Annotated in this window: 14 protein-coding genes; 7 read left to right on the top strand and 7 right to left on the bottom strand. The window is 47.8% G+C overall.

Translation table 11 applies throughout. The features are described from left to right. Positions 1-38: 38 nt before the first annotated feature. Both SD53_RS17255 and SD53_RS18145 read left to right on the top strand, forming a co-directional pair. Positions 39-1,319, top strand: a complete 1,281-nt coding sequence (locus SD53_RS17255; protein ID WP_241481857.1) for a cation:proton antiporter — start codon at positions 39-41, stop codon at positions 1,317-1,319. Positions 1,320-1,343: 24 nt separating this feature from the next. After that, entirely contained in the window at positions 1,344-2,642 is a 1,299-nt protein-coding gene (locus SD53_RS18145; RefSeq protein ID WP_052749452.1) for a TylF/MycF/NovP-related O-methyltransferase, read from the top strand. A 104-nt stretch (positions 2,643-2,746) separates the two neighbouring features. On the opposite strand, the gene ilvN is transcribed toward SD53_RS18145, so the two are convergent. Beyond that, positions 2,747-3,238 carry an acetolactate synthase small subunit gene (gene ilvN / locus SD53_RS17245; protein ID WP_046521421.1) on the bottom strand — a complete coding sequence of 164 codons (492 nt, stop codon included), beginning with the start codon at positions 3,236-3,238 and terminating at the stop codon, positions 2,747-2,749. 1 nt (position 3,239) lies between these two features. Next, a complete protein-coding gene (locus SD53_RS17240; RefSeq protein ID WP_046521471.1) occupies positions 3,240-4,979 on the bottom strand; it encodes an acetolactate synthase 3 large subunit in 1,740 nt (579 codons plus the stop codon). Between the two features lie 742 nt (positions 4,980-5,721). Between SD53_RS17240 and SD53_RS17235 the strand changes: the two genes are divergently transcribed. Genes SD53_RS17235 through SD53_RS17225 form a run of 3 tightly spaced genes read left to right on the top strand, consistent with a single transcriptional unit; the run spans position 5,722 to position 8,814 of the window. Beyond that, complete coding sequence (locus SD53_RS17235) at positions 5,722-6,567, top strand: co-chaperone YbbN (RefSeq protein ID WP_046521420.1); 846 nt, start codon at positions 5,722-5,724, stop codon at positions 6,565-6,567. 25 nt (positions 6,568-6,592) lie between these two features. Continuing rightward, a complete protein-coding gene (locus SD53_RS17230; protein WP_052749451.1) occupies positions 6,593-7,849 on the top strand; it encodes a S1C family serine protease in 1,257 nt (418 codons plus the stop codon). Then, positions 7,837-8,814, top strand: coding sequence for an FHA domain-containing protein (locus SD53_RS17225; protein WP_046521419.1), 978 nt, complete (start codon positions 7,837-7,839; stop codon positions 8,812-8,814). The genes SD53_RS17230 and SD53_RS17225 overlap by 13 nt, the downstream gene beginning before the upstream one ends. A 68-nt stretch (positions 8,815-8,882) precedes the next feature. Here SD53_RS17225 and SD53_RS17220 read toward each other — a convergent pair whose 3' ends face one another. Beyond that, positions 8,883-9,278: a response regulator gene (locus SD53_RS17220; protein ID WP_046521469.1), complete on the bottom strand. Its 396-nt coding sequence runs from the start codon at positions 9,276-9,278 to the stop codon at positions 8,883-8,885. A gap of 180 nt (positions 9,279-9,458) precedes the next feature. On the opposite strand from SD53_RS17220, the gene SD53_RS17215 reads away from it, so the two are divergent. After that, positions 9,459-10,655: a methyltransferase gene (locus SD53_RS17215; protein ID WP_046521418.1), complete on the top strand. Its 1,197-nt coding sequence runs from the start codon at positions 9,459-9,461 to the stop codon at positions 10,653-10,655. Here the strand turns inward: SD53_RS17215 and SD53_RS17210 are convergent. From SD53_RS17210 to speA, 4 genes are all read right to left on the bottom strand, one after another. Then, the gene (locus tag SD53_RS17210) at positions 10,652-11,854 is read right to left on the bottom strand and encodes a mechanosensitive ion channel family protein (protein ID WP_068226387.1); all 1,203 of its coding nucleotides are present in this window, start codon (positions 11,852-11,854) and stop codon (positions 10,652-10,654) included. The genes SD53_RS17215 and SD53_RS17210 overlap by 4 nt on opposite strands. Next, entirely contained in the window at positions 11,848-12,771 is a 924-nt protein-coding gene (gene yihG / locus SD53_RS17205; RefSeq protein WP_046521417.1) for a 1-acylglycerol-3-phosphate O-acyltransferase, YihG family, read from the bottom strand. The genes SD53_RS17210 and yihG (SD53_RS17205) overlap by 7 nt, the downstream gene beginning before the upstream one ends. Beyond that, positions 12,771-13,664 (bottom strand): 1-acylglycerol-3-phosphate O-acyltransferase, YihG family, encoded by an 894-nt coding sequence (gene yihG, locus SD53_RS17200; protein WP_046521416.1) that lies wholly within the window; start codon positions 13,662-13,664, stop codon positions 12,771-12,773. The genes yihG (SD53_RS17205) and yihG (SD53_RS17200) overlap by 1 nt, the downstream gene beginning before the upstream one ends. Positions 13,665-13,753: 89 nt before the next feature. Beyond that, a complete protein-coding gene (gene speA, locus SD53_RS17195) occupies positions 13,754-15,640 on the bottom strand; it encodes a biosynthetic arginine decarboxylase (RefSeq protein ID WP_046521415.1) in 1,887 nt (628 codons plus the stop codon). Positions 15,641-15,766: 126 nt separating this feature from the next. Between speA and speE the strand changes: the two genes are divergently transcribed. Next, the gene (gene speE / locus SD53_RS17190; RefSeq protein ID WP_046521414.1) at positions 15,767-16,618 is read left to right on the top strand and encodes a polyamine aminopropyltransferase; all 852 of its coding nucleotides are present in this window, start codon (positions 15,767-15,769) and stop codon (positions 16,616-16,618) included. Positions 16,619-16,749 lie beyond the last annotated feature (131 nt).

The raw sequence follows: 16,749 nt of genomic DNA, 5'->3' as shown, positions 1-16,749 counted from the left end.
AAACAGCAACCTATACATCAACAACTATAGAAGTAGAAATGATGAATTCATTAGAATTTGTGGTCACCTTTGTGCTGCAACTGGCCGTTATTCTGGTCGCAGCACAACTTTTTGGTTATCTGGCGCGTTTTATTGGCCAGCCGAAAGTGGTGGGCGAGATGATTGCCGGTGTGGTGTTGGGCCCTTCGTTATTTGGTCTGTTCTGGCCTGATATTCAGCAACAAATCTTCCCGGCTGACACTATGCCTGTGTTGTATTTTGGTGCTCAGGTCGGGGTAGGCTTGTATATGTTTTTAGTCGGACTGGAGTTCAATACCAGTTTGTTTAAACAGCAAGCCCGCAGCGCTATTGCTGTATCTTTGGCCGGTATGCTGGTGCCTTTTACCGTAGCGGCCTTGTTGTGTGTATGGTTGCTGGATATACCGGGCTTGTTTGCGGCCAATATTTCTTATGGCAATGCTGCCTTGTTTTTAGGCGCGGCCATAGCTATTACCGCCTTTCCTATGCTGGCCCGTATTATTTATGAACGGGGTTTGTCTGGTACTTCGTTAGGTGCTCTGGCTTTGGCGGCTGGTGCTATTGATGACGCGGCGGCCTGGACTGTGATGGCGGTGGTGTTGGCCAGTTTTGGTGGTGGAGCTTTGCTGGCGGTGAAAGCTGTCGTAGGTGGTGTGGCTTACGCGACCTTGATGTTTACTAAAGTCACAGGCTGGTTGCAGCCTCTGGCCGATCGGATTGAAACCAAAGGCGAAATGAGCTGGGGTCAGTTTGCGTTCCTGCTGCTACTGTTTGCTTTGTCGGCTTATTCAATGGAGTGGGTGGGTTTACACGCAGTTTTTGGTGGTTTTATTTTAGGCATAGCTATGCCGCGGGGCGCCATAGTGGAACACCTGCGTAAACGTCTGGAGAAAATCACTATTTTTGTGTTGTTGCCGATGTTTTTTACCTATTCAGGTTTAAAAACCCAACTGACGATTCTGGCCGATTGGGACCTGATGTCGATAGCTCTGGTGATTCTGGCGGCTTCAGTATTTGCCAAAGGTATTGCCTGCTGGGCCGCGGCCCGCCTGACCGGCAGTGATAACAGAACCGCTATGGCTGTGGGCGCTTTAATGAACGCCCGTGGCCTGATGGAGCTGATTATTATCAACATAGCGCTGAAATTTGGTGTGATAGAACCCGCGTTATTCTCTATTATGGTGGTTATGGCGATAGTCACTACCTTAATGGCTACCCCTTTGTTTGAACTGGTGTATGGCCGGCATATGAAAAACAAACAACGAACTGAGTCACCCTTGTGTGCCAGTACTCCACATTAATATCCAGATAGAGAGTATCGAGTAGTGTCTGAATCTGTGTCGCTGCGGTTGCAGCAAATAGCTCAATTAATACGTCAGCAGCAGTTGGTCGAAGCGGAGCAGTTATGCCGCTCCCTGTTGCGGGAGAACAGTCAACTGGCGGAGGCCTGGTTGTTGTTGTCTGATATCGCATTTTTAGTGCGCCGTTGGAATGATGCCGAAGGTTGTCTGAAAAATGCGCTGAGCTTAAAGCCTGATCAAGCCTACTATCAATTTGCCTTGGCCAACTTTTATCAGTTGACCGGACAGGACCAGTTGGCCTACCCCGAATTAAAACGTATGGCGCAACAGTCCAGTCAGCCCGAAATTCAGCAAAGTTATGCCAAAGTCTGCTGGCGACTGGGGTTTTATCAGGATAGCCTGGCAGCCTTTCAGGCCTCGGTACAGCAGCAAACTGACAACGAGCACTATGTTTTACCTCTGGTGCGGGCTTTGATGAGTCTGGATTTGTTAGCCGAAGCGCAGAATCATCTGACGGTTTTAATCGAAAGCACTAAACACTCCGGAGAAGCGGCCTTGTTACAGCTGCATCTGCAGTTAAAACAAAAAGGTATTGCGGCTACGCTGGAATCGGCACAGAACTGGAGAAAACTCTACCCGGACCATCAGGGCTTGGCACATCTGGCGGAAGCCTTAGTGAATATCAAGCAAAATCAATTGAATAAAGCTGGTGTGTTACCCGCGGTACAAAAGCAAAGTCTGAATTGGTTAATGCAGCATGAGCAGGACATCCATTGGGTTGGTGTGCCAACTCAGGTGTTGCAGGCGGCGGTTGAAGTTGCGCCTGCTGAAGGTTTGTGGCTGGAAGCCGGAGTGTTTTTTGGTCGCTCTGTGAATTTACTGGCAAAAGCAACCCGCCGTTTAGTGCACGGCTTTGACAGTTTTGAAGGATTGCCGGAGGATTGGAAAGCCGGCGAGCAAAAAGGTAGTTATTCGACCGGTGGGCGTTTACCTGAAGTGGCAGACAATGTCAGGCTACACAAAGGCTGGTTTGAACACAGCTTACCTGCGTTCCTGGCGACGCATCAGGATAAGCTGAGTTTGTTGCATATTGATTGTGACTTATACAGCTCCACCCGCACTGTGCTGGAACAATTAGCCGACAGATTTGTTGAAGGTACTGTGATTGTATTTGATGACTTCCTCGGTTTTCCGGGTTTTGAGCAGCACGAACTGAAAGCGTTTGAAGAGTTTATTCTGGAGTCAGGTTGGAATTACAAACTGATTGCCGCCTCTTTGCTCAGCAGAGAGGTTGCGATTCAATTACAGCAAAAAATAGTCTGACCACAGAGGTTCGGATCCAAGACAGCACTGAAGTACAGCCTGTGCCCTGGTGGCACAGGAGCAAAAGACAAGACGGTTTAATTCGTCTTGTCTTTTTTCGGTGTTTACAAACTTAAAGTACGTTCACCACGGGAAATCCCCGATACACCACTTCTGACTGTTTCCAGTATTTGGGTGCCGCTTAAGGCTTCAATAAAAGCCTCGAGTTTTTCCGAAGTACCAACCACCTGAATAGTGTAAGTATTGGCAGTGATATCAATGATTTGGCCACGGAAGATGTCGGCGCAGCGTTTGACTTCTTCGCGCTGTTCGGCTGTGGTTTTCACTTTGACCATCATCAGTTCACGTTCGATATGAGCCGATTCACTTAAATCCGCCAGTTTCACCACTTCAATCAGTTTATGCAGTTGCTTGGTGATTTGTTCGATGACCTGATCATCACCCCGGGTCACCAGCGTCAGGCGCGAAATAGTGGGGTCTTCTGTGGCTGCTACTGTCAGTGAGTCAATGTTATAACCACGCTGGGCAAACAAGCCGACTACACGGGCTAAAGCGCCGGACTCGTTTTCCAGCAATACAGATAAAATATGCCGCATCTTAAGTCCGCTCCGTTTTGCTTAAAAACATTTCATTCATCGCACCGCCCGGTATTTGCATTGGATACACATGCTCGGTCGGGTCGACATGAATATCTAAAAACACCAGTTTGTCTTTTAAGGCAAAAGCGCGCTCTAGGGCTGGTTCTAACTCTTCGGCTTTAGTGACCCGAATACCGACATGGCCATAAGCTTCGGCTAACTTTACAAAGTCAGGCAAAGAATCCATATAAGAGCTGGAATAGCGGCTGTCGTAGTTCATGTCCTGCCACTGTTTCACCATACCCAAATAGCCGTTATTCAGGTTGATGATTTTCACCCCAAGGCCATATTGTTTGCAGGTTGACAGCTCCTGAATATTCATCTGAATAGAACCTTCGCCTGTCACACAAACTACTTCAGCGTCCGGGTAATGCAGCTTGACACCCATAGCGGCCGGCAAACCAAACCCCATGGTGCCAAGGCCACCTGAGTTGATCCAGCGGTTGGGTTTATCAAACTTATAATACTGAGCGGCAAACATCTGGTGCTGACCTACGTCGGACGTGACATAAGCATCGCCTTTGGTATGCCGGTGCACAGCTTCAATCACCGCCTGGGGTTTTAATAGCGATGGGTTGTGGTCGTAGCGGCCACCATGCACTTCACGCCATTGCTGGATTTGCTGCCACCACTGGCCCAACGCCTGTTGATCCAACTGGCCCTGGTTTTTCTCCAGTTGCTGCAGCATCTCCTGCAACACAGGTTTGACTAAACCTACAATAGGAATATGCGCATTGATGGTTTTGGAGATGCTGGCCGGGTCAATATCGATGTGAATAATGGTGGCATTGGGGCAGAATTTTTTGGTGGCGTTGGTGACGCGATCGTCAAAACGCGCCCCTACGGCAAAAATCACATCAGCGTTATGCATGGCCTGATTGGCTTCATAACTGCCGTGCATGCCCAGCATACCAATAAACTGTGGGTCGGAAGCAGGATAAGCACCCAAGCCCATTAAGGTATTGGTGACAGGCAGATTCAGCTTGCGCGCCAAAGTGGTCAGCTCGTCTGAAGCCTGACCTAAAATTACGCCACCGCCTGAATACAGCACAGGGCGTTTGGCGGCTAACAAGGTCGTCAGAGCTTTTTTAATCTGACCCGGATGGCCTTTAGCGTTCGGATTGTAAGAGCGCAGCTTGATCTCTTTTGGATACTCATAAGGGAATTTCTGTGACGGAATCGTCATATCCTTGGGAATATCCAATACCACAGGACCGGGGCGGCCACTTTGCGCTATATAAAAAGCTTTTTTCACTAAATACGGAATATCTTCCGGGCGGCGCACCGACATATTGTGTTTCACAATAGGGCGGGAAATGCCCAGCATATCGGTTTCCTGAAAGGCGTCGTCGCCAATCAGATGGCTCATCACCTGACCACAGATCACCACCATAGGAATAGAATCCATATAAGCAGTGGCTATGCCGGTCACCGCATTCGTTGCGCCAGGGCCGGATGTGACGAGCACTACACCAGCTTTGCCGCTTGCTCTTGCGTAGGCGTCCGCCATATGGGTCGCGGCTTGCTCATGGCGGACCAGCACGTGTTTCACCTGATGCTGTTGAAACATGGCATCGTAAATGTGTAACACGGCACCGCCGGGGTAACCATAGACATACTCTACGCCTTCGTCAGCTAAGGCGCGGATCAGCATGGCTCCACCAGACAGCAGTTCTGGTTGGGTGTTTTGGCTTGTCATTGGTAAGGTCTCATAGTTTGCACGTGCGAACTTTAAGCCTTGTTGCGTTTGCAAAAAGGCTTAAAGCAAAAATCACCACTCTGCTTGCACAGAACAGCATTAATTTTTCTTTTACGTGGACGGACAGAGTAAGGGGTCTGTCAAAACTATGTGCCTGTATACCTTGAGGTATGGATCCGACTCAGTGGTCGTTTTTATATTTTATTTAGCAGGCTTGATGGCTAATTTAAGGGAATAATCGGCTAAAGTCGACTAAAAATTCAGGATAAATTTGAACATAGGGACGAATTGCGTAAACGGCATTCAAAGCGTTTCGCCGCTGGCGAGATGCTTTAAATTTCAGTGATTACAGATCGCTAAGAAAGTATTCGCCGTCAACGACATTACCTTGTGCTAAGTCTTCTTTTGCAGAGTTAAAGCAGTGTTGCAGATAATCCGCCTTGAGACTATAAAATCTTCTGTGTAAGTGGCTGTTTATCATAACGATATTCGGTCACCGTACATGATCATAAACTGCATCAATAAGCTCCAGATCTGGAAGTGCAGCAAAAGTATAGTCTTCGAAGTTAAAGGCTTGAAGCGATTAAATCCTGCGATTTGTCTGAAAGGCAAACAAACTTCTTCTGATAACAACCCTCATACCCTCAACCCCCGACTTGCAAATCTAAAGCCCCGGCCACATAGTGCTTTAAAGCATTGCATAAAACCGGAGTTGTCCGGTATGAATAAAAATAGGTGAGTTGTGTCCACTAATATCAAGCCCGTTTCGATTGAAAATGTCCGTGAACTGTTAGAGCTGTCTTTTGCCCAGCCTGTGTTGTTTTATTTTTATTCTGAGCGCAGCCCGGCCTGCTTAAACTTAGGCCCTGTTTTGCAGCGTATAGCGCAAAGTTACCCCAATGCGCTGACGCTGGCCGTGGTGGATTGTGATCAGGAGCAGCAGCTTGCGGCGCACTTTGGAGTGCGTTCAGTGCCTACTGTGCTCTTTATTAAGGAAGGTCAGCCGGTCGATGGTTTTGCCGGTGAAGAACCCGAACAGGCTATTTTGCAGCGCTTAAGCGTATTTTTACCTAAGCCTGAAGATATGTTACTGCAGCAGGCTCAACCTTTGCTGCAGCAACAAAACTTCGCTGAAGCTTATCCATTACTCAAACAAGCCAATGAGCTGGCTGCTGAGCGGGTGGATATCCGTCTACAACTGGCGCTGGTGCAAGTAGAACTGGGTCAGTTGGACGCCGCTGAAAAAGCGCTGGCGACTGTGTTGATGGCTGATCAGGATGCGTTCTATCAAAGCGTGAAAGCCCGGTTAGAGCTGGCGAAACAGGCGGCTGACAGCCCTGAAATCAAAGCATTGGAGCAAGCCTTAGCAACAAATCCTGACAATAAAGAGCTGCAACAACAACTGGCGGTGCAATATCATCAGGTGCAGCGTTCGGCTGAAGCTTTGGCTGTGCTGTTTGAAATACTGAAGCAGGATCTGAACTTTGGTGAAGCGAAAAAGCTCTATCTGGATATTCTGGCGACCTTACCCAAAGGTGAGCCTCTGGCGTCCAGCTACAGACGTAAACTCTATAGCCTGTTGTATTAATTGCTAATTTTTGAAAGGACCCCCTATGCTACAAAAAACATGGATCAGTGTATTGTTGCTGATTCTGTGCTGTTGCCCGACCCCAGGTTACAGTGCCGCTGTGGCTGAAAAAGTATTTGCCGATTACGCCGATGCTTTATTGCAAATCAAGGTACTTGAACATGCTTCCGGGGCAAAGTCGGCTATTGGCAGTGGTTTTTTACTGGCTGAACCTCAACTCGTGGTGACCAACTACCATGTCGTATCTGAAGCCGTATTATTCCCACAAAAATACCAGTTAGAGTTTCTGGCGCAAAATCAGCAAAAGGGCAAACTTGAGATAGTAGCTGTAGATGTGGTCAACGATTTAGCCTTACTGAAAACTGACTACAGACCTGCTAAAAGTTTTCAGTTGCAACAGCAGGTTCCTGCCCAGGGGGCTGAAGTGTATTCCCTCGGTAACCCACATGATCTGGGTTTAATTGTGGTGCCCGGCACTTACAATGGCCTGCAAAAACATAGTTTTTATCCTCGTATTCATTTTACCGGTGCTATTAACAGCGGGATGAGCGGCGGTCCTGCCGTCAATGCCGCCGGTGAAGTGATTGGGGTGAATGTGGCCTCTGGTGGCAATGGTCTGGGGTTTTTGGTGCCGGCAGCCGCATTGCAACAGCTACTGAACAAACACCCTGTTACTGATTTAAAACAGGATATTCAGCAGCAATTGATCAGTAACCAGCAACAGATGTTTCAACAAATTTTGCAGGCGGATTGGCAACTGAAAAGCTTTGGTCCTGCCACAGTACCGGACGAAATAGTGCCTTTTATCCGCTGTTGGGGCACCTCTAATGTGGAAAAAGACAAAGACGATGTGAAACGAGTCAATGCCTTTTGTAATCAGCCGGAGGAAATATTCTTATCGTCAGAATTCAGCACAGGCCGTATTGAAATGCAGTTTGAATGGATCCAGGCGAAAGATTTACATCCACTGCAGTTTTTCCGCCGTTATCAGCAAAGTATCAATCAGATGAACGCCGACAACAGCGCTGGCGAAGACGATGTCACCGCCTTTTCCTGTCAGAATCAATTGGTCACTCCGGTACAAGGTCAACATGCTAAAGCGGTGTTTTGTTTACGGGCTTACCGTAATTATCCGCAGCTTTTTGATGTGGCTTATATTTCAGCCTCCCTGGATCACCAGCAGCAAGGGGTGATTAGTCACTTTACCTTAGCCGGGGTCGATCAAAAAATGGCTTTGCAGTTCAGTCGTAAGTTTATCGGAGCTGTGGTATGGCAGTCATAGTGGAAGTACTGAACAAACAGCAAAAGGTCACAGAGCGGCATAAATTTGCGCAGCAGCAGGTACGTTTAGGCCGGGCCTTCGATAACGATGTGATCCTGTTTAATAAGCATGTGTGTCCTTATCACGCCACCTTGCAGCAAGATCAGCAGGGGCAGTGGTGGCTGGAAGATTTAAGTTCAGTCAATGGCAGTTTTGTATCAGACCGCAAAGCCGTTACAGCCAAAGAGCCACTGCGGTCAGGAGAAATTTGCTGGTTAGGTGAACAGGCACTGCGTCTGTATGATGACGCGCATCCTGTCGCTGCAACTTTGCCTTTCAGTGCTGTAGGCCAAAAACTTCAGGCTCTGGGGCACTGGGCTTTTATTCTGTTGTTTGCTCTGATCCTGGCGGCAGATCAGGTGGCTGAAATCTGGCTGACCTTGCCAAAACAGCTAGAGCATTTATGGACAGTTCGTTTACTTGACCTGCCAAAAACCTTACTGATGTTCTGTATCTGGCCTGCCATTCTGGCCCTCTGGAGCAGATTCAATCAGCAGGAAAGCCACTTTCTACCTCAGCTTAGCCTTACCTATGCCGCGCTGGCTTCCAGCGCCTTGTGGGGTGTTTTTTGTTATTGGCTGGGTTTTAATCTGGATGGTTCTGCCATAGCCCAAGTTGTCGAAGTGATGGGGTACACCCTGATTCTGGTGGCATTATTTTGCGGCAATTTATGGCTGGCGACCCATTGGTCGGCCAGAGCTCAGGTGGCGGTTGCTATGGCAGTAGCGTTTCTGGCGACATCAGGCCAGTGGGCCGGTTTGCTGACCCCAGCGTCACCTTTTGACCGCAGTTTGCACTATGACTCACGTTTATTGCCTTTGCCTTTTTACCTGGGCAAGGGCAAAGATCTGCAGCAGTATGAGCAGGACTTACAGCAGTTGTTTGAACAGGTTGAACAGCAGCGACAAGAGTCAGTGCAAGACTAAAAGAAGGGCCAGCGCTGCTGTACCCTAGTCGAATGGAGCCTGAACTCTGTGCTATGCAGGGGGCAGAATCAAGATTCTGGCCCCTGCAGTTTCTGCCAGATCTCACGGATCTGATCGGACAACGTCATGGGGTCAAAAGGCTTTACCACCACATCGGCAGCGCCCAGTGCTTTGTATGATTCAATTTCATTGGCCTGTACTTTAGCCGTCATAAAGACCACGGGAATAGTGCTTAAATCAAAATCCGCCTGCATCTTTTTTAAGGTACTGGGGCCATCCATGCCGGGCATCATCACATCCAGTAAAATCAGTTGAGGTTGAAAACTGTGGAAGTTTTTTAAGGCCTCTTCACCACCACTGCAGGTTTCTACGGTAAAACCGCCCACTACTTCCAGTGCTACTTTAGCTACAGCCTGAATGGACGGGTCATCTTCCACATGCATAATACGTTTAAGTTCTGTCACCACAATGTCTCTTCGCCTGGATCGTCATCATGCAATTGAGTGTGCATTATTTTTAACAGCTATGCCAGTTGAAGTCAGTAGGTGTTTCAGAAAAAATTCCGTGGCGTAGCGGCACAGCTTTTAGCTGGCGAAGTGATATAGTAGCCTCAGTTTTTTGCCATCCTGATGCAGTGCCTGCTTATGTCCCTGTCTTTATCTGAACAGTTTCTACACTCAGATGCAGTGTTAACCCGATACCAGCAGTTCTGGCGTTTTAGTCCTTTTCATTTCACGACGCTGCCCTGGAGCGGCACAGGTCTTGGTCGGCGTTTGCAGCTGCTGCAGCCTGCAAAAACAGAGCAACTGGAGCAAGACGAAGCGCAGCGGTATCACTATTTTGCAGAATTTTTCCCGGAGTTAACTCAGTCTAGTCCTTTTGCGCTGGTAGTCGCGGATAGCAAAGACGCCGCGCTTCCCGAGCCGCCGTTCTGGTTCAGTCGGGATATTAAAGGACGGAAACTGGAACAAATTCAGGCGTTTGCTAGGCAGATGCAGCACAGTGATTTGCCTGTGCTGGAATGGTGTGCCGGTAAAGGACATTTAGGGCGCTGGTTATGCTTTAGCCACAAACGCACAGTGCAAAGTTTGGAATGGCAGCAGGCACTTTGTCTGGATGGTCAACATCAGGCTGAAAAACTCCAGTTGCCACAGCACTTTATTCAGGCCGATGTGTTAAAGCCCGAGAGTGCCACCTACCTTCAGGCGAGCCAACAGGCGGTGGCTTTGCATGCCTGTGGAGATTTGCATATTCGCTTGTTACAGCAGGCAACTCAGGCTGGGACCCGACACCTGGATCTCGTACCTTGTTGTTATCATTTAATCGCTTCTGAGCAGTATCAGGCCTTATCCAGCCTGGCGCAGCAAAGTCAGTTGGGGCAACTAAGCCGGGATGAACTGAAGCTGGCGGTGCAGGCTCAGGTCACAGCCGGAGAACGGGTGGCGCGCTTGCGTCATACCGAAGTGCTGTGGCGTCTGGCCTACCAGGAGTTGTATCAGGCTATGCAAGGGATAAAAGACTACAGGCCTTTATCTTCTGTGGCTAAACATTGGTTTAGCGGTGAGTTCAGTGCTTTTGCGCACTGGGCTGCTGCACAGCACCAATGGCAGATACCGGCGGGGACTAACTGGGAGCATTACCTGCAGTTGGGGCAACAACGACAGGAGTTAGTACAAAAAATGCAGTTGGTACGATCGTTATTCCGGCCTGTGCTGGAGCAGTGGCTGGTACTGGACAGGGCTTTATATTTACAACAGCAAGGCTATCAGGTCCAGGTGAAACAATTTTGCGACTACCAACTGACCCCGCGTAACCTGATGATCAGTGCCTGCAAAAGTTAAAGCTCCTGCCGACCGCCCAGTCGCTGGAAGGTGCTTAAGGTAAACAGAGGTAAAGTCGCAAACAAAGTTTCGAAAATTTCGGCCTGGATCTGTTCGTAGTTCGCCCAGACTTTATCGGCGCTGAAACAATAAATTTCCAGCGGTAAACCCACCTCGTTAGACTCTAACTGGCGTACCATCAGGGTCATATTCTGATTAATATGTGGGTTGTGTTGCAGCATCCACTTGGCGTAACAACGAAATAGTTTCAGATTGGTCAGGTGAGGTTGTTGTAATAACTCTTTGGCTATCTCTGTTATCAGAAAAGGTTGTAGTACAGTGTGCTGCATTAATTGCTGCTTTTCTGCCTCATCCAGAAATCCTATGCTGTGAATATCAATTTTGATCGCTCTTTTAATACGGCGTCCACCGGATTGCTGCATGCCCCGCCAGTTTTTAAAGGAGTCAGAAATCAGCGCATAAGTGGGAATAGTGGTGATAGTATTGTCCCAGTTTTGCACTTTCACCGTGGTCAGTGCCACTTCAATCACGGCACCATCTGCGCCATACTTGGGCATTTCAATCCAGTCGCCTGTCGCAACCATTTTATTAGTCGCCAATTGAATACTGGCGACTAAACCTAAAATAGTATCTTTAAATACCAGCAGCAATACCGCCGTTAAGGCGCCCAGGCCGCTGAGTAAATACACCGGAGACTTACCGAGTAAGGTGCTGAGGATCAAAATACTGACCACGATAAAGTCGAGTAATTTCAGCACTTGCGCCAGACCAAGATAAGGCACATTACTCTGACGATCCACAGCACTGTAGATAGTGGTAGCAAAGTTAATCAGAGCCGCAAAAGCCAAACCGGCAAAACAATAGAAGTAGATCCACAGAGCTAAATGCACCGCAGACCTGAACGCAGGCCAATACTGGAAAAATTGCTCGGCTGAGCTGATCAATACCACAGCGGGCAATAAATGCGCCAGATGGCTAGCCAGTTTTAACCGTTGTTTTTCCGTTTGATGTTGTAAGTCACCATCGACTTTATCCAGTAGGTGGGCAATAGCGGGTAACAAATAACGCCGGGCCAGCACAAACAGCATACTCAACAGAGCAATAGCCAGCAGCACTCTAACCGCTAACATCAGCAGATGATCGGCGGCTAAGTTAAGCCCAACATAGCTGGCAAGCTGTTGTAAATACAGATCTAACACAGAGCGTTTTCCGGACTGGCTGCTTCGGGCTGATGGTACAGGGTAATCGCCTGATCTTTTTTCAGCCAGCGCTGATTCAGCCAATTTTGAAAACTGGTTCTGAAGGCCTCGTCATTAAAATAATCGCCAATAATCTGGTGATCCACGGGCAGAATTTCCACCAGCACTACTACCCGTTTTAATCGGCCACACAACATATCCAAAGCGACATGACCTGGATTGTCAGGGTACAGAATAGTGACATCCAACACTGAATGAAATTGCTGGCCCATACTGGCCAGAGTAAAGGCAATGCCACCTGCTTTGGGCGGCAATAAATGCCGGAACGGACTGCGTTTTTGCTTGTGTTTTTGTTCGGTAAAGCGGGTGCCTTCAACAAAGTTAATAATGGTGGTTGGGGTATGTTTAAACTTTTCGCACGACTTGCGGGTGGTTTCAATATCCTTGCCTTTAAGTTGTGGATTCTTTGCAATTTGCGCCTGACTGTATCTTTTCATAAAAGGCATATCCAAAGCCCAGGAGCCTGAACCAATAAAAGGCACCCATTTCAGCTCTTCTTTTAAAAAAAACTTCGGCTCAGGAATGCGGTTCAGGGCAAATTGACTCAGTACCGGAATATCTAACCAGCTTTTATGATTAGAAATCAGTAAATACCAACTGTCTTTTTTCAGTTCAGCCACACCACTGACTTGCCACTCAACCCGGTTAAACAGCTCCATCAATACCTTGTTATAACTTGACCAGCCGCGATAACACCAATGCGCCGGTTTGGACCAGAAGGCTCTGGCCGCTGTATTGGGCGAAATTAATTTAGCCAGACCAATCAGCGTGACCAAGCTGCCCCAAAAGGCTAAATTGCAGCTAAACAGCAAAAATGCTAAAGGGGCTTTTAGTATCGCAGGTAACCAATGCAGCATTAGCTTCGTTCTCCTTGCTTCAGCTCGGTTAATAACAGGTCTTTGTCTGACCAGAGTTGATTGACCCAGAGTTGGAATTTTTGTTTAAACAACGGATCTTCATAATCACCAATCAGAACTGAGTCTATCGGCAGGACCCTCACTCGTACTTTGATGTGCTGCACTTTACCGGAAATATAATCCCAGAAGCTAGGGATACCCTTGGGGTAACAAATAGTCACGTCCAGCAGTTTGTGTAAATGTTCGCCCATGGCATTGAGGACAAAGGAAATGCCACCAGCTTTAGGTTTAAGCAAATGAGTAAAAGGCGACTGTTGTTTGTCATGTTTGTGTTGAGTAAAACGAGTGCCCTCGAGGAAATTCATCACAGACACTGGCTTGTAACGGAATTTTTCACAGGCCTTGCGGGTGGTCTCTATATCTGTGCCTTTAAGTTCAGGTTTTTCTGCTAGCTGCTTAGCCGTTAAACGTTGCATAAAAGGAAAGTCCAGCGCCCACCAGCATAAGCCAATGACTGGCACATAAATCAGTTCTTTTTTCAGGAAAAACTTTAAAAACGGTGCTTTGTGGTTAAAGACTTTTTGCAGCACCAGAATATCAACCCAGGATTGATGGTTGGCCAATACCAGATACCAGTCTTTGACGCTTAAATTATCTATGCCTTTGATATCCCAACGAATACGGGTAAAAATTCTAGTTGTTAAGTTGTTCAGGCTGATCCAGCTAGTGGCACAAAAGTCGAGTAAATAGGTGATCCAGGTTTGCCAGATCTTGACCGGAGGCAGTTTGACCAACGCCAGCAACAAAATAGGGATAGCCCAGAAAATAGTGTTGATAAAGTACAGCAGAAAAGAAAGCGAGCCACGTATTGGGGCTGGTAAAAAGTGTAGCATTCAGTCACCACCATCTAAAATTTAGAGGGGCAGAGCACCAGCTTTAGTGCTCTCGCCCCTTCACTCATCTGATCAGTGGCAAGTTTACCTTAATCTTCGAAGTAGGTGTAACCATAAACCCCGGCTTTTAACTCATCTAAATACGAGGTTTGCATTTCAGGGGTAAAGTCCATCTTCGCCAATTGTTTCTGGTAAGAGGCCAATAGCTTCTTCGCATCAAACTGGACATAACGCAGTACATCGGCCACTGTATCGCCTTTGATCGCATTGGTCAGACGGTAGCCACCTTCATCGTCCAGCTCCACATGCACTGAGTCTGTGTCACCAAACAGGTTATGCAGGTCACCCAGAATTTCCTGATAAGCGCCGACCATAAACATACCCAACAGGAACTGCGAGTCTTCTTTGTACGCAGGCAGTGGCAGACTGGATTCAATACCGTTGCCGTCTGCATAGCTTTTCAGGACACCGTCAGAGTCACAGGTAATGTCCTGAATAATAGCGCGGTGTTCCAGCGACTCATTCATCCGCTCCAATGGCATCACAGGGAATAACTGGTCAATACCCCAGGCATCCGGCATCGACTGGAACAAAGAGAAGTTTACAAACAGTTTGTCGGCTAATTTCTCGTTTAACTCATCGTGAATATCACGGTGGGAGCGCGAGGATAAATCCAGTTTGTTTTTCACTTTGTTGATGGTGGCAAAATAAATTTGCTCCAGCAGCGACCAGTCTTTGAGTGTCAGCAAACCATGCACATACTGGGCATGGGCATCGGTAAAATAATGCACTGCATCGTGGTAGGCTTCAACTGCGGTACGCGGCGTCACGTTTTTATACGAATCCCACAAAGCCCAAATTACGGCTGGTGAGTCTTCGCTGGGTTCAGGCATATTGACTAAGCCTGGCGCACGTTCAACGTCAATGGCATCAGTGATTAACACTGCGTGGTGTGCCGTCATCGCACGACCAGATTCAGTGATAATGTTCGGGTGCGGTAAGTCGTATTCGTCACAGACTTCTTTTAAGCCATACACCACGTTGCGGGCGTATTCCAGCATGGTGTAGTTCATTGAACAGGCCGAACGTGAGTTTGAGCCTTCGTAGTCCACACCCAAACCACCGCCTACGTCTACCGTAGTGATAGGCACACCTAAGGTGCGTAGTTCAGCGTAGTGACGGGCACATTCACGGATGGCGTTGTGAATATCGCGAATATTGGCGATTTGCGAGCCGATATGAAAATGCACTAACTGCAACAAGTCCAGTTTGCCTGCTTCGCGCAAAATATCGATGGCTTGCAGTACTTGAGTAGCAGTTAAGCCAAACTTACCTTTTTCGCCACCAGTGTTTTGCCATTTGCCTTTACCGACCGAGTTCAGCTTGATACGGATACCAATCATGGGTGCCTGACCTAAGCTGTCGATTTCACGGATTAAGGTTTTTAATTCGGTGATTTTTTCAACCACCACATAGACCTGATGGCCCATCATCTGGCCTATAGTGGCCAGACGTAAAAACTCCGAGTCTTTATAGCCGTTACAGACGATACGCAGAGGTTTGTCGGTAATACCTAAAATCGCCATCAGTTCAGGTTTGGAACCTGCTTCTAAACCTACTTTGCCGCTGTCATGGCTGACCAGTTTTTTTACCACAGAAAATTGCTGGTTTACTTTGATAGGGTACACCGCAGTGTACTCCCCCTGATAATCCCGCTCCTGTTTGGCCTGCGCAAAAGAGTTGATTAAAGTGCCAACACGGTGCTGCAGAATATCGGTAAAACGCACCAGTACAGGCAGGGTTAAGCCTTCCTCTTTAAAACGGGCAGTCAGTTCCGGGAAATTAATACCGGGTTTTTTATGGTCCTGATCCGGATAGGCCACCAGGTCGCCATTTTTGTTTACATCAAAATAGCCTTCACTCCAGACTGCTACGTTATAAATAGATCGCGCTTTTTCGATACCCCAATCTGCCATTGTCGTGCCCTTAAAAAAATGATGCGCTATTTTAAAGCCAATGCTGTGAAAAAAACATGAAAAGTTTGTCTCATCCTGCCCTGGCTGGCAAAATACTTAGCTTAGTTTGTTTACGAGAGGTTTAGTATGTCGGGCGACAACAAATGGTTCACCGAAATTTTTGCGGCCAGTGGCAGTGCCTTTGGTTTGGCGATCAGCAAAAAACTGGATGAGGTGCAGTCGCCTTTTCAACATATTGAAATGTTTGAGACCACCCATTTTGGCAATCTGATGGTGATCGACGGCGTGATTATGCTCAGCAGCCGCGATAATTTTCTTTATCACGAAATGCTAAGCCATCCTGTGTTATTTACTCACCCAAATCCAAAACAAGTGGTGATTATAGGCGGCGGCGACTGCGGTACTTTGCGTGAAGTGTTAAAGCACCCTGATATCGAACAAGTGACGCAAATTGATATCGACGAACAAGTCACCCGCATGGCGGAAAAATACTTCCCCGAACTGTGCGAATCCAATAACGACCCACGCGCGACCTTAAAATTTGCTGACGGTATCGCCTATATGCGTGACGCTGCACCTGGATCTTTGGATGTGGTGATTGTCGACTCGACCGACCCTATTGGCCCAGGTGAAGGTTTATTTAATCGTGCCTTTTATGAAAGCTGTTTAAAAGCGTTACGCCCGGGCGGCATTTTAGTGCAACAAAGCGAGTCGCCTCTTATTCATATGCCGCTGTTAAAAGCGATGCGTGATGCGATGTCAGAGGCTGGTTTTGCCGATTTACAAAGCCTGCTGTTCCCGCAGATGGTCTATCCATCCGGCTGGTGGACTTGTACTTTGGCCCGTAAAGACGCCAAATTTGATGGCTTCCGGGTGGAAGCTGCGCAAAATCCTGCCTTTGAAACTCAGTACTACAATGCAGAAGTGCATCAGGCCGCTATGGCTTTGCCTAATTTTGTGAAGAAGGCGTTTTCTTAGAGGTAATGAGGTTCCGGCACTTTGTTGAGTCGTCATCTGTTACATGATTCGACCAGTGCGTCAGATAACAGGCGGGAGCCCTGTTGTGTTATGGGACTTGTAACAGCAAGGGGCAGCTCTGAGTCCGCTAG

It is taken from the genome of Rheinheimera mesophila (assembly GCF_000986865.1).
Classification (GTDB): domain Bacteria; phylum Pseudomonadota; class Gammaproteobacteria; order Enterobacterales; family Alteromonadaceae; genus Pararheinheimera; species Pararheinheimera mesophila.
This window is presented reverse-complemented; position numbering and strand designations above follow the sequence as displayed.

Coding starts and splice junctions, on each gene's coding strand:
- SD53_RS17255 (WP_241481857.1), top strand. CDS start 39: ATGATGAATTCATTAGAATTTGTGGTCACCTTTGTGCTGCAACTGGCC.
- ilvN (WP_046521421.1), bottom strand. CDS start 3,238: ATGCGGCATATTTTATCTGTATTGCTGGAAAACGAGTCCGGCGCTTTA.
- SD53_RS17240 (WP_046521471.1), bottom strand. CDS start 4,979: ATGACAAGCCAAAACACCCAACCAGAACTGCTGTCTGGTGGAGCCATG.
- SD53_RS17230 (WP_052749451.1), top strand. CDS start 6,593: ATGCTACAAAAAACATGGATCAGTGTATTGTTGCTGATTCTGTGCTGT.
- SD53_RS17225 (WP_046521419.1), top strand. CDS start 7,837: ATGGCAGTCATAGTGGAAGTACTGAACAAACAGCAAAAGGTCACAGAG.
- SD53_RS17215 (WP_046521418.1), top strand. CDS start 9,459: ATGTCCCTGTCTTTATCTGAACAGTTTCTACACTCAGATGCAGTGTTA.
- yihG (WP_046521417.1), bottom strand. CDS start 12,771: ATGCTGCATTGGTTACCTGCGATACTAAAAGCCCCTTTAGCATTTTTG.
- yihG (WP_046521416.1), bottom strand. CDS start 13,664: ATGCTACACTTTTTACCAGCCCCAATACGTGGCTCGCTTTCTTTTCTG.
- speA (WP_046521415.1), bottom strand. CDS start 15,640: ATGGCAGATTGGGGTATCGAAAAAGCGCGATCTATTTATAACGTAGCA.
- speE (WP_046521414.1), top strand. CDS start 15,767: ATGTCGGGCGACAACAAATGGTTCACCGAAATTTTTGCGGCCAGTGGC.